Below are 12,793 nucleotides of genomic sequence, written 5' to 3'. Positions count from 1 at the left end.
ATGTTTTGCATGTTTTGCATGTTTTGCATGTTTTGCATGTTTTGCATGTTTTGCATGTTTTGCATGTTTTGCATGTTTTGCATGTTTCTGCTTTAACTCATCTAAAGCCGCATGTTCAAGCGCACCGTAAGCTTAATATAACTCGTACTCTGTGCCCCACGTGCTACGAGCTCATCCATTTGAGATAAGAATGGTAATACCCAATACCACCTGCAATTAAGATGCTTATTGCCTTAAGCTAACAGGAATAATTTTTAAATATAAATAAGCTAATAAAAAAATCAAAAACATCTCATCATTATAAAGTCAGTCTTTACAAACTGTGTTTAATCAAAAAAACAAGCATAAAAAAAGACCACGCAGGAGCGTGGTCTATAAAATGGTGGCTATGACGAGACTTGAACTTGTGACCCCCGCATTATGAGTGCGGTGCTCTAACCAACTGAGCTACATAGCCTTAAACTGTGCGCGCATTATCTTAGTTTCTTTAATGCACGTCAAGAAAAATTTTAAATAAATTAGGTGAAGTGAGCCTATAAGCCGGGTTCTGTCGAGGATGGTCATTCCTCTAGGCGTACAATCACTCATACGCTCAAGCGACCTACCCGAATCCAGTACGGGCCGTACCTCAGGATTCCTATTTGGTCTTGCTTCTGGTGGGGTTTACCATGCCGTGAACTGTTACCAGACACGCGGTGCGCTCTTACCGCACCCTTTCACCCTTACCTCACGAATGAGGCGGTCTACTCTCTGCTGCACTTTCCGTCGGCTTTCACCGCCCAGGCGTTACCTGGCACCCTGCCCTATGAAGCCCGGACTTTCCTCCCCTGCTTCAGTCACGAAGACCTCCACAGCAGCGACCATCCAGCTCACTTCAGGGGCGCATATTAACAAATTTATTTACTAATTGCTTGTGCTTTTTTGAGCAATTAGTTTTTTATATTTGTCGAATAGCTGTTCTTCCGTTTCCTCATGCTCTGGATCTTTAGGAATACAATCTACAGGACAAAACAATTGGCATTGCGGTTGGTCATGATGACCAACGCATTCAGTGCACAAATCTGGATGAATTTCATAAATCACTTCACCCATGAAAATTGCTTCATTCGGGCAAACTGGTTCACAAACATCACAGTTTATGCATTCATCGGTGATATATAACGACACGTTACCAACCTTGTTGATGTTTACGTTCAAAGGCCTCAACCACAGCTTGCGGAACAAACTTGGTTACATCCCCTTTTAAACGAGCAATTTCCCGAATCAATGTCGAAGAAATAAAAGAGTACTGCTCAGATGGTGTTAAAAACACCGCTTCAAAATGTGGGTCAAGTTGACGGTTCATATTGGCAAGTTGAAATTCATATTCAAAATCAGAAACCGCTCTTAAACCACGAAGTACTGCGGTTGCCTTTTGTTCTTTGAAAAAATTAACCAGTAAACCATCGAAGCCTACAAATTCAACATTTGATAGATGGCTTAAAGATGATTGTGCCAGTTCAACTCTTTCTTCTAGACTGAACAAGGGGTTCTTATGATGTCCAATTGCAATTGCTACTACAACCTCATCAAACATTCTTGATGCTCTAGTAACTAAATCAACGTGTCCATTCGTGATGGGGTCAAATGTTCCAGGATAAATTACACGCGTTTTAGACATCCGCTAGTACTCTAATTGTATTGTGAACCTATTTTAGCAAAAGTTATACATGAGGCAAAATATTCATGTGCAGGAAAAACTTCACCTTAGCATCAGTTTACGGCACAATAGGCATAATTGTGGAAGTTTGAATTATGGCGAAAGCAACAGTAGTAAAGAAACATAATGGCGGAACAATCGCACAAAATAAACGTGCCCGTCATGATTATTTTATCGAAGAAAAATTTGAAGCGGGCATGTCACTTCAAGGTTGGGAAGTAAAATCCTTACGTGCTGGGCGTATGACTTTGACGGAAAGTTATGTCATTTTCAAGAATAGCGAAGCATTTTTACTTGGTTCACAAATTCAGCCTTTATTATCGGCTTCGACCCATGTGGTACCTGAAGCAACACGTACCCGTAAGTTATTGCTCTCCCGACGTCAGCTTGAACACCTAATGGGTGCAGTTAACCAAAAAGGTTATTCATGCGTTCCTTTGGCGTGTTACTGGAAAGGTCATTTAGTCAAACTAGAAATTGCGCTTGTGAAGGGTAAACAACTTCATGACAAACGTGCAACTGAAAAAGACCGCGATTGGCAGCGTGATAAAGCTCGTATATTTCATAAGTAATTTAATAAAAAGCCTCTTTTTAGAGGCTTTTTTGTTATGAAATTTATTAATTTAGCCTATATAAAAGTCCAGCAATATATTCACCAAACCATTTAGCTGTATCCAAGTCGCCTTGTGGGGGGGTAACTTCAACAGGGGCGTTATCTGACTGTGTCATTAAACCTAAACAACTCGACAGTCTGTTTAAATCTTTTTCACTATGCCCTGTGGTCATTAAAGGTAAACCTGACCAAAGCATGCCATGTTGCATGGCAAAAATATTTAATTGTTGTAATACCGCTAGTTTATCGCCACTCAATCCGCCCGAATTTGCAAAGCCAGCAGCAAGCTTGCCTTGCCATAAGCGCTCTTTCCAACGCTTAGAAGTACTGTCCATAAACTTTTTAAAGTCGGCAGTCATACTTCCCATATAGGTAGGAGATCCGAAAATAATGCCTTGTGATGCATCAAGCGCATCCCAATCAATATGTTCAATATTCATTAGATGTACTTTTACCCCCATCACCTCTGCACCAGCAGCAATAGCGAAAGCTACCTTGGCGGTATGACCATATGGACTGTGGTAGACAATAGAGAGATGTTTTTCAGGCAAAGACATAAAATTAAAATTTTGAGCGATTTTTTCTATTTTATCATTTTATTAGCGCTTGCTAAACCTACATCTATAAATATGAAATACAAGCGTTTCAATACGGTTCACAATCGTAATATCTTCAAACTCAATAAAAACTCTCTTATTCTGTTTAATTACGACAAAATAAGAGAATGAATTTAATGATGTTTATAAAGCTTATATAAAAACAAAGGTAGCCATACGTCCAGTCTTCGCATCACGGCGATAAGAAAAATAATCATAGCTCTGTTGATAAGAACATTGATCTCCACCTAAAACCTGTTTCACACCTAGACTCTGCAAAATAAATCGCGCAATTGCATATAAATCTGCATGAAATTTATTTGGAGCGGCCCCCTCAACAAAAGCTGTTTCTAACTCTGGATATTTATCACAAAAAGCAGCCTTTACTTCGGCCCCAATTTCAAAACAAGGTTGACTAATCGCAGCTCCTAACCATGCCCAAGTTGGAGGGTTCTGCATAGCGGCAACTGTATTTTCAATAATGCCGCCAGCTAAACCGCGCCAACCTGCATGCAAGTTTGCGACTTCCGTACCTTCTGCATTTCCTAACACGACAGGTAAACAATCAGCGGTTATCATCATTAAAGCATGGCCTTTGGTTTGAGTGACCAAACCATCACCAATTAAAGCCTTAAAAGGAATTTGTTCATTTACTGTATGGCAAATCGTACTATGTGTTTGAGTCATCCATGTCATTTTTTTAACACCGAACTGGGCAAACTCATCTAACAATATCATGCGATGTTGCTGAACACGTTGTGCCTTATCGTTGACATGTAAAGCCAGATTAAAACCAGACAACTCAAGTTGATCCGTTGGTAATGCCAAAGGATGTTGAACACGTGTCTGCCCTACACATACACCTTGAGGTAATCCTTGAACAAATTCCATATACGCGTCCTTAATATGCAGCGTTTTCTGAACGTAACACATTCACTAAATGTGTAAAATCTTCAGGCCACGGCGCTTCAAATAGCATTTCTTCACCAGTACGAGGATGTTTTAAGCCCAATTTAGCTGCATGCAATGCTTGGCGTTTAAAACCACGTAAAGTGTCAATGAGTAATTCAGATGCCCCAGCAGGTACACGTACACGGTTCATATAAATCTGATCGCCGATCAGTCCATAACCGATATAACTAAAATGCACACGAATTTGATGAGTTCGGCCTGTTTCAAGACGAGCTTGTACGCGAGTAAAATCTTTAAAGCGTTCTTTTACATTGTAATGGGTCACTGCATCGCGCCCACCCGGTAAAATCGCCATTTTCACACGGTCAACTGGATGACGTTTGATAGGTTCATCAATAGTACCGCCAGCAATAATATTTCCATAAACAACTAAGTCGTATACACGGTAAACCGATTTATTTGCCAACTGTTTGCTTAAAGAAAATTGTGCCTCAAGGCTCTTAGCAACGACTAACAAACCGCTGGTATCTTTATCAATACGATGTACTAGACCAGCGCGAGAAAGTTCCGACAATTTTGGGAAATGGTAAAGCAAAGCATTCACTAAAGTTCCAGAACTATTACCAGCCCCTGGATGCACCACCATGCCGACAGGTTTATTGATGACTAAAATGTCGTCATCTTCATAGACAATATTAAGTGGAATATTTTCAGGTTGGCTCGTGGTTTGAGCTTCGAGCTCAACTTCGAGTGTAAGCAGTTCTGTCCCTTCACAACGGTGCTTTGGCTTGACAATGTTACCATTCACCAACAGATGGCCATCCTTTAACCATTGTTTAAGCTTTTCACGTGAAAACTCATTCCACACCAAGGCTGCTACCTGATCGATACGTTGTCCCAGATAGCTTTCATCTAGCTGAACTTGCAACGATAAACGTGTTGCAGTTGTATCAGAAGTATGGTTATCTGCATCCTCAGAATCTTCAAGTAAATTGAAGTCGGTTTCAGATAAGTTTGTGTTTGAAGATTGTGCTGAAGTCATTTGATCATTGAGATAAAAGTGGTTTAATAGCGCAATTGTAGCTCATTGCCCAACATAACAGAGGAGTTTTTATGTCGCTACCACGTTATAAAATTACGATGCTTGCCTTATCTTTAGGTTTAGCGTCTGCATTTGTGGGCTGTAGCAGCAATCCAAGTAAAAAAGAAGTGGTCGATAGTGGCCCACAATCTAGTGAACAAGCTTACTTCGAAAAGGCCCAAAAGTCGCTTGACCGTGGTCAATATCTTGATGCGACCAAGTCTTTAGAAGCAATCGATACTTATTATCCGACTGGACAATACGCACAACAAGCACAACTTGAACTTCTCTATTCGAAATTTAAGCAAAAAGATTATGAAGGCGCGATTGCCTTAGCGGAACGTTTTATTCGTTTAAATCCTCAGCATCCAAATGTAGATTATGCTTATTATGTTCGTGCTGTAGCGAATATGGAGCAAAACTACGATAGTTTGATGCGCTATACATCTTTGCAACAATCTCATCGTGATGTGAGCTATTTAAAAGTTGCTTATCAAAATTTTGTTGATTTAATTCGTCGTTTCCCAAGTAGCCAATATTCTGTTGATGCCGCTCAGCGCATGAAATTTATTGGACAAGAACTTGCTGAAAATGAAATGACTGCTGCACGTTTTAATGTTAAACGTAAAGCTTGGATCGCTGCTGCAGAGCGTTCTCAATGGGTAATTGAACACTATCCACAAACTCCTCAAGTTCCAGAAGCATTAGCGACTTTGGCATATAGCTATAACCAATTAGGTGATAAAGCGACTTCACAACAATATATTGAAGTTTTAAAACTTAATTACCCTAACTTGGTGAAAAAAGACGGCACAGTTAACATGCGTGCTGCTCGTAAAGAAGGTAACTGGATTAACCGTGCGACTTTAGGTATTTTTGGCCGTGAATCTACTGCCGCAACACCAGAAAGCACAAGTGAATCAGAAGCTCCAAAACGTGGCTTCCTTAATCGTGTTAGCTTCGGTTTAATTGGCAATTCAGATAAAGAAGAAACTGCTGAGCCAGAGCAAACACAAGTTGAAGCACCAAAATCAGAACGTAGTTGGACAAACCGTTTAAGCTTTGGTTTATTAGACAAACCTGAGCCACAAGCAGCAGAAAATACAACTGTTGCTCCTGCTGTTACCTCTACAGATACATCAGATGATGCGAAACAAGGTGCAGATGACGCTGCTCAATAAGTTTAAGCTTTAAAAAACATCAACAAACAGGCAAGTGATATCACTTGCCTGTTTGTTTTTATAAAATATTAAAATATTTATTGGATAGAGCTTGCCTCATCATGTCAGAATATTCTGAATCACTCTCTCATCAGTTTTAATACGGTTATCTGAATTATGGCAATTCCACAACATACGATTGATCAAATTTTAGATCGCACAGATATTGTCGATCTGATTGGTCAGCGTGTGAAACTGAAAAAGACGGGACGTACATATTCCGGCTGTTGCCCTTTTCATCAAGAAAAATCTCCATCGTTCCATGTCTATCGAGACAAACAGTATTATCACTGCTTTGGGTGTCAGGCCAACGGTAACGCGATCCGTTTTCTAATGGACATTGATAACCGAAACTTTATAGATGTAATGAAAGAGTTATCGAGTAGCGCTGGAGTCGAACTACCCAAAGATAATACCGAAAACAAAAAACTATCTTATACCCGTCAGGTTACGAAGCCGCCAGTTGCTAAAGCAAATATGGCGGAACCCGTGGTTCCTCATCAACCAATAGATGAAAGCTACAACTCGCTTGAACCAGTATTTTTTGATGACCCTTTTGCCCAATTTGAACAGCCTTTCAACTTTGAGGAACCTGTTCAAGAAGGTAATTTATATGACTTGCTGGAAAATATTGCGCAGTTCTATGAACACCAATTACCTAACAGTCAAAAGGCAAAAAACTACTTTAAACAACGTGGCTTAACTAATCAGACGATTCAATTTTGGCGCCTAGGCTATGCACCAGAAGATTGGCAACACCTAGAGAAAGCTTTTCCTTATGACATTGATGGTTTAAAGCAACTAGGACTTATTCGTTCGAGTGATAATGGCCGTGATTTTGACTTATTACGTGACCGTGTGATTTTTCCGATTCGAGACCCGAAAGGCCGCGTCGTTGGTTTTGGTGGGCGTGCCTTAAATGATGAGATCAAGCCCAAATACATTAACTCGCCTGACTCAGAGGTCTTTCACAAGAATCAGCTACTTTACGGGCTTTATGAAGGTAGAAAACTCAAATCTAACGACTGGTTAATGGTTGAAGGCTACATGGATGTCATTGCACTTCAGCAATATGGCATTACAGGAGCTGTTGCAACTTTAGGAACAGCAAGTAATACAGAACATCTTAATATTTTATTTAAACAAAATAGCCGTATTACCATTGCTTTTGACGGTGATGCTGCTGGGCAAAAAGCAGCACGCAGAACCTTAGAAATTGCTTTACCACTTCTCAATGATGGACGCGAACTCAAATTTTTCGTACTACCGAATGACCATGACCCCGACTCTCTGATCCGTCGTGAAGGGCTTGAAAATTTCCAAAAACTACTACAACAGTCTCCTCTTTTGTCTGATTTTGTCTTTGCCCATTTAACAGGTCAACATGACATTAGTACCCCTGAAGGCAAAAGCTTGGTCATGGGAGAACTCCGAGAACTGACTGAACTATTACCCAAACAGGGTTCGTTCCGTTATTTACTCAATCAATCTTTCCGTGAAAAACTCGGACTGGGTAAACGTTTTACACCACAAATCAGCCATGATGCCTCGCTCTCATTTAACATCCATACTAAAGATGAAGACTTTGCGATTGCAATTTTGATGCACCACCCTTTTCTTTATATTCATTTTGAAGGGCTACGTGCTTATATTCATCAAGATGAATTATTAGCAAAAGTACTGGCAATTTTAAACCGTATTTTTGATGACTTACCGGATGATCAAGAGCTGGCAACTTATTATGTTTTAGGTGCTTGTAGCAGCTATTGCCATGAAATTGCCGATATTATGCAAAGAACCAATATTCAGGCATTAACGCAGGCACCAGAAGTGGCCGACAAGTTAGCCCAAGAATATGCTTTAGGCCTAAAAGAAAGATATTTACGTCAGAAACTTAAATCGCCGATTTCTCTAATTGAATCAAGAAATTTAAGACAACAGCTTAATGAATTAACCAAACAAATTAGTTTAAGACTCTTGTCTTAATGTTTTGACTTACGCTCATGATCAAATACATCCTGTAAATGCTGTTGTAGCCATTCAAAATAATCAGGATTTTCTGCCTTGGCAGCTTCGCGTAGCAAAATAGATGTTGGATGCATAAGCTTTTGCGTCAAACGATGCGCGAATTGCTGTAGTACTTGCTCAGCACTCTCACCGTGATGCAAAGACTCTAATGCATGCGTCAGCTCTTGTTGGCTAACTTCTTCACTATGTTGGCGATAAGCATGAATTGTGCTGCCCGCCTCTTTAACTTTTTGATGAGTAATAAGCTGAGTAGCTAATTGATTCACCATCACTTCCGCTTCAACAGCCGCCTGACGACGTTGAGCGAGGTTTTCCTCAATCACACTTTGTAAATCGTCAACACCATACAAATAGACCCCATCAAGCGCTTCAACTTTAGGATCTATATCACGGGGTACAGCTAAATCAACCATTAACATTTGTTGATAGCGACGTTTCTTTAATGCGGCCTTAACATCAGGATAAGCAATAACTTGATATAAACTACCAGTACAACTCGACACCACATCAGCACGATACAAGTTTTCAGCCAATGCTGAAAAATCAATAATTTCGACTTCAACCTGATGTGAAATCTCTTGAGCCAGTTGGTCAGCACGCTCACGGCTACGATTACAAATAATAATTTTGGCGACGCCCATTTCAGCCAAATGTTTAGCAACCAAGCTATTCATTTCACCCGCAGCAACGACCATCACAGTAAGTTTTTCGGGCTTACTAAAAACCTGTAAAGCCAATTGTGCAACCGCATACCCCATCGAAACGGCATGGCTGCCCACCGCAGTTTCGGAACGTACACGTTTAGCTGCATAAAAAGCATATTCAAAAACACTGTTTAATTCAGGAGAGACCGTTTGGGCTTCTTTAGACAATGCCAAAGCACTTTTAACTTGCCCTAAAATTTGCGGCTCACCGAGCATGAGAGAGTCTAAGCCGCTCGCTACTCGCATTAAATGTGTAATTGCCTGCGTGTTCTCGTAACGATAAACATGATGAATTAAGTGCTGTACATCAATATTATTGGCATCAGCTAACCATTTCAGAAGGCTTTCGGCATTTTCCGCCATGGCATAAACTTCTGTACGGTTACACGTCGAAACGACCACCAAATCCTTTAAGCTTTGGTGATGGCTTTGTTCGGCAAGCAAACGACTTAATCGCTCTGCATTGAAAGCAATTTGTTCGCGGAGTTCGACAGAAGCTGTTTGATGGTTGACACCCAATGCAAAGAAAGACATATCAGATCATCATTTCGCTAAATTTATGCTATTGTGCAACATCGGTGTCATAAAAAGCATTACTTTGGATCAATAAAAATTGCGTCAAATGAATAGCCGTATTAATTTTAACGGTGCTTCGATAAGACAGTATTCTACCACATTCTTATTGTTAGGTAGCATGTCCTCGCATGTCTATGCACGCCCTGTGCAAGAGACCTATACCGTGCATTCATTTGATCAGGCATTAGAGCAAACTATGGTCGCTGAATTTGCTCTGGCTTATGATGACATTCCTAACGCTTTGCACAATTACACAGTACTCGCAATCAAAAGTAACTCTACTTCCATCAAACAACGAGCTTTAGATGTTGCGCTTGAATATAATGATTTTCAGGCCGCTTTAAACATTGCTACACATTGGGTAGCTCAAGAACCCAAAGATGTACCTGCTTTATTCTATTTGTCCCATATTGCTTTAAAAACACATGAATACCAGCTTGCCGCTGAAACATTAGATAAAATTTTAAAAATAGATCCTACTGCCGATTTAGAACAAATTTTAGCGAGTATTGCCCCAGAGAATGCTCAAGATCGAGAAGTATTATTAACAGCTTTACGTTCTAGCTCTGAAAAAGACAACCCTTCTATTTTAGCGCTCATCGCCAATTTAGAAGCCCAAAATGGTCAATTAGAATCCGCTCTAACCAACATTAACAAGGCACTACGCCGACGTCCTAAAGTGACGAGCTTTATTTTAATGAAAGCAAACCTACTCATTGCTCTTAGCGATCAAGAAGGTGCACTTAAATGGTATGCAAAGTCTAGCCGTAAATATAAGAAAAATTTAGATATTCGTTTAGCTGAAATCCGCTATCTCATACAAATTAATCAATCTCAACTCGCTTTAGAAAAGCTTGAAAATGTTATAGAGGCTAATCCCAAAGCTGAAGAAGCATTGTTTATTGCAGGTTTAACCAGCATTGATTTAAAACAATATGACAAAGCAGAACAATATCTTGTTGACCTACGAAACTCTGCAAAATACCAAAATGAAGCTTATTACTACTTAGCGATTAATGCAGAACGCAAACAGCATTATGAATCAGCAAAAGCTTACTATCGCTTAGTTGATGGCAGTTTATACGTTGTTTCAAGACGTAATCTGATTGCGATTTATGATAAGCAGGATAATTTACACGATGCTTTACGGTTCCTCACTCAAGAACGCGTAAATTATCCCCAACATGCGAGTTTCTTATATCAAGCTCAAGCTGAAATCTTAAAGAAAATGGGTAATAAAAAAGCTGCATTAAATTTATTAGATGAAGCGATAAAGAATTTACCGGATGATCCGGAACTCATTTACGCAGAAGTTTTATTACTTGATCCGTATACTGACCGCGATAAACTCGATAAAACATTAAAGCAATTATTACAACTTGAGCCTAACAGTCCGACTTACCTCAATGCATATGCTTATACATTAGCCCTGCAAAATCGTCGGTTAAAAGAAGCACGTCAATATGCAGAGCAAGCCTTAGAATATGCACCGGAACAAGCCTCAATTCTAGATACGCTTGGCTATATTGCATTTTTACAGAATGATTATGAAGGTGCAGCAGAAGCTTTAGGCAAAGCTTATGAACTCAGCCATAATGTAAATATTGGCGTTCGTTATGCTAAAGCCCTGTATATGCAAGGATCATTAACTCAATTTAGCGCTGTGTTACAACAACTGAAACAAAAACATGCCAATGATCCACAATTACAACAGCTTGATGCGTTAATTTTACCTACATCTGCAAAAAAGAGTTAAATATATGAGCAAATTTGCCCAACTGTGCACAGCGATCTGTGGATCAAGTGTATTATTTCTAACCGGTTGTCAGCATTTTACTCAACCTAAACCCGCGGTTACCCAGCAAGTTCAAGACGAAAAACACTTTAATTTACAAGGTAAGATTGGGGTTCGCACACCACAGCAAACCGGTAGTGCATTTTTCACATGGGTTCAACAACAAGATAATTTTGATATTGAATTAAGCGGCATTTTAGGTGTAGGAAAAACCCAAATTCAGGGTAAACCTGGTGAAGTGAAGTTAAATAGTGCTAAAACAGGGTTAATTACTGCAGCCTCTCCAGAAGAACTTTTAGAGCGTGCAACTGGTTGGCAAGCACCCATTACTCATTTAACGAGCTGGATTTTGGCTAAACCTGCAACTTTAAGTGCTCAAATTAGTAAAGATAATGAAAATCGTGTAAACCAACTCATTGAAGACGGCTGGACAGTTAATTTCAGTTATGATGGTGAACAAACTTTGCCAAACAAACTAGTTTTAAAGCAAGCTCTTGCTGAAGATAAAGAAAACCGTATTACAATGGTCATCCAAAACCGCTAAGTCTAATTATATAAATTTATGATTCGAGTTCCTTCTCCAGCTAAGCTCAACCTGTTTTTACATATTACAGGACGTCGTGAAAATGGTTATCATGAATTACAAACCATTTTCCAACTCATTGATTTATATGACTGGATGGTATTTACACCGACTTTAGATGAACAAATCGAAATTGATGGATTGAGTGAAGTTCGGCCTGAAGAAAATCTGATTTATCGGGCTGCTCAAATACTAAGACCGCATGCAAAAAAATTCTGCGGTCTAAACATCAAAATTGAAAAAAATATTCCAATGGGTGCAGGTCTGGGCGGAGGTTCATCCAATGCTGCCACAACCCTGATTGTGTTAAATCAATTATGGGAATGTAGTCTAAATAAAGAACAACTTGCAGACTATGGCGTAAAGCTCGGTGCCGATGTTCCTATTTTTATTTATGGTAAAAATGCGTGGGCTGAAGGTATTGGTGAACATTTATCATTCATAGACTTAGATCAAAAACAGTTCATTATTTTAAAACCTGATTGTTTTATCAGCACTCAATTGCTTTTTTCACAAAAAACATTGACAAGAGACTCTAAGACCACTAAATTTTGCGCCTATCAGTTAGAACCTTCTAATTTTGGAAATAACTTTGAGCCTTTGGCCCGACAGTTATACCCTGAAGTAGAAGAAGCAATGCAATATTTAGATCAGTTTGGTCAAGCAAAGCTTACAGGTACAGGTGCTTGTGTTTTTATTGAAGTAACGAATGAAATGAATATTGATGAAATTCTTAAACATTCACCATGTAAATCTTACTTGGTAAATAGTTTAAAAGAATCTCCTCTTAATCATTTTAAGGTTACACGTTAGGGGCGTCGCCAAGTGGTAAGGCACCGGGTTTTGATCTCGGCATCCGTTGGTTCGAATCCAGCCGCCCCTGCCAACCTCACCTGTAATGATGATTATATTAGGGGCGTCGCCAAGTGGTAAGGCACCGGGTTTTGATCTCGGCATCCGTTGGTTCGAATCCAGCCGCCCCTGCC

Annotated in this window: 12 protein-coding genes, 3 tRNA genes, 1 other RNA gene and 1 pseudogene; 8 read left to right on the top strand and 9 right to left on the bottom strand. The window is 39.7% G+C overall.

Going from position 1 to position 12,793, the window contains the following annotated elements:
• Window positions 1-72: 72 nt before the first annotated feature.
• From AC07M3_RS15895 to coaD, 5 genes and pseudogenes are all read right to left on the bottom strand, one after another.
• Window positions 73-223 (bottom strand): annotated as a pseudogene (locus AC07M3_RS15895) (oxidoreductase); the annotation flags it as partial.
• A 157-nt stretch (window positions 224-380) separates the two neighbouring features.
• Window positions 381-457 (bottom strand) — tRNA-Met (locus AC07M3_RS15890).
• Window positions 458-520: 63 nt separating this feature from the next.
• Window positions 521-876: RNase P RNA component class A (rnpB, locus tag AC07M3_RS15885), an RNA gene on the bottom strand.
• A gap of 27 nt (window positions 877-903) precedes the next feature.
• Complete coding sequence (locus AC07M3_RS15880) at window positions 904-1,167, bottom strand: YfhL family 4Fe-4S dicluster ferredoxin (protein ID WP_003653306.1); 264 nt, start codon at window positions 1,165-1,167, stop codon at window positions 904-906.
• 1 nt (window position 1,168) lies between these two features.
• Complete coding sequence (coaD, locus tag AC07M3_RS15875; protein WP_004641605.1) at window positions 1,169-1,660, bottom strand: pantetheine-phosphate adenylyltransferase; 492 nt, start codon at window positions 1,658-1,660, stop codon at window positions 1,169-1,171.
• A gap of 134 nt (window positions 1,661-1,794) precedes the next feature.
• Between coaD and smpB the strand changes: the two genes are divergently transcribed.
• Complete coding sequence (gene smpB / locus AC07M3_RS15870; RefSeq protein ID WP_003653310.1) at window positions 1,795-2,271, top strand: SsrA-binding protein SmpB; 477 nt, start codon at window positions 1,795-1,797, stop codon at window positions 2,269-2,271.
• A gap of 46 nt (window positions 2,272-2,317) precedes the next feature.
• Here the strand turns inward: smpB and AC07M3_RS15865 are convergent, their stop codons facing one another.
• From AC07M3_RS15865 to rluD, 3 genes are all read right to left on the bottom strand, one after another.
• The gene (locus AC07M3_RS15865) at window positions 2,318-2,869 is read right to left on the bottom strand and encodes a flavodoxin family protein (protein ID WP_042898559.1); all 552 of its coding nucleotides are present in this window, start codon (window positions 2,867-2,869) and stop codon (window positions 2,318-2,320) included.
• Window positions 2,870-3,061: 192 nt separating this feature from the next.
• A complete protein-coding gene (pgeF, locus tag AC07M3_RS15860; protein WP_494567727.1) occupies window positions 3,062-3,799 on the bottom strand; it encodes a peptidoglycan editing factor PgeF in 738 nt (245 codons plus the stop codon).
• A 10-nt stretch (window positions 3,800-3,809) separates the two neighbouring features.
• Window positions 3,810-4,862 carry a 23S rRNA pseudouridine(1911/1915/1917) synthase RluD gene (gene rluD / locus AC07M3_RS15855; protein ID WP_045436676.1) on the bottom strand — a complete coding sequence of 351 codons (1,053 nt, stop codon included), beginning with the start codon at window positions 4,860-4,862 and terminating at the stop codon, window positions 3,810-3,812.
• A gap of 71 nt (window positions 4,863-4,933) precedes the next feature.
• Here rluD and AC07M3_RS15850 point away from each other — a divergent pair, with 71 nt between their 5' ends.
• Both AC07M3_RS15850 and AC07M3_RS15845 read left to right on the top strand, forming a co-directional pair.
• Window positions 4,934-6,082 (top strand): outer membrane protein assembly factor BamD, encoded by a 1,149-nt coding sequence (locus tag AC07M3_RS15850; protein WP_494567726.1) that lies wholly within the window; start codon window positions 4,934-4,936, stop codon window positions 6,080-6,082.
• 156 nt (window positions 6,083-6,238) lie between these two features.
• Window positions 6,239-8,107, top strand: coding sequence for a DNA primase (locus AC07M3_RS15845; RefSeq protein ID WP_494567725.1), 1,869 nt, complete (start codon window positions 6,239-6,241; stop codon window positions 8,105-8,107).
• On the opposite strand, the gene hemA is transcribed toward AC07M3_RS15845, so the two are convergent.
• Entirely contained in the window at window positions 8,104-9,387 is a 1,284-nt protein-coding gene (gene hemA, locus AC07M3_RS15840; protein ID WP_494567724.1) for a glutamyl-tRNA reductase, read from the bottom strand. The genes AC07M3_RS15845 and hemA overlap by 4 nt on opposite strands.
• A gap of 88 nt (window positions 9,388-9,475) precedes the next feature.
• Between hemA and AC07M3_RS15835 the strand changes: the two genes are divergently transcribed.
• The 5 genes from AC07M3_RS15835 to AC07M3_RS15815 all read left to right on the top strand — a co-directional run bounded on the left by AC07M3_RS15835 (window position 9,476) and on the right by AC07M3_RS15815 (window position 12,791).
• A complete protein-coding gene (locus AC07M3_RS15835) occupies window positions 9,476-11,185 on the top strand; it encodes a tetratricopeptide repeat protein (RefSeq protein WP_494567736.1) in 1,710 nt (569 codons plus the stop codon).
• A gap of 4 nt (window positions 11,186-11,189) precedes the next feature.
• A complete protein-coding gene (lolB, locus tag AC07M3_RS15830; protein ID WP_003653326.1) occupies window positions 11,190-11,768 on the top strand; it encodes a lipoprotein insertase outer membrane protein LolB in 579 nt (192 codons plus the stop codon).
• Window positions 11,769-11,786: 18 nt separating this feature from the next.
• Window positions 11,787-12,620 (top strand): 4-(cytidine 5'-diphospho)-2-C-methyl-D-erythritol kinase, encoded by an 834-nt coding sequence (gene ispE, locus AC07M3_RS15825; RefSeq protein WP_198077881.1) that lies wholly within the window; start codon window positions 11,787-11,789, stop codon window positions 12,618-12,620.
• Window positions 12,619-12,693: transfer RNA gene (locus tag AC07M3_RS15820), tRNA-Gln, on the top strand. The genes ispE and AC07M3_RS15820 overlap by 2 nt, the downstream gene beginning before the upstream one ends.
• A 26-nt stretch (window positions 12,694-12,719) precedes the next feature.
• Window positions 12,720-12,791, top strand: a tRNA-Gln gene (locus AC07M3_RS15815).
• The last annotated feature ends 2 nt before the right edge of the window (window positions 12,792-12,793 follow it).

It is taken from the genome of Acinetobacter sp. GW821-FHT09D10, assembly GCF_059416285.1.
Note: the sequence above shows the minus strand (reverse complement) of the source record. Positions and strands in the feature narration are given on the sequence as shown.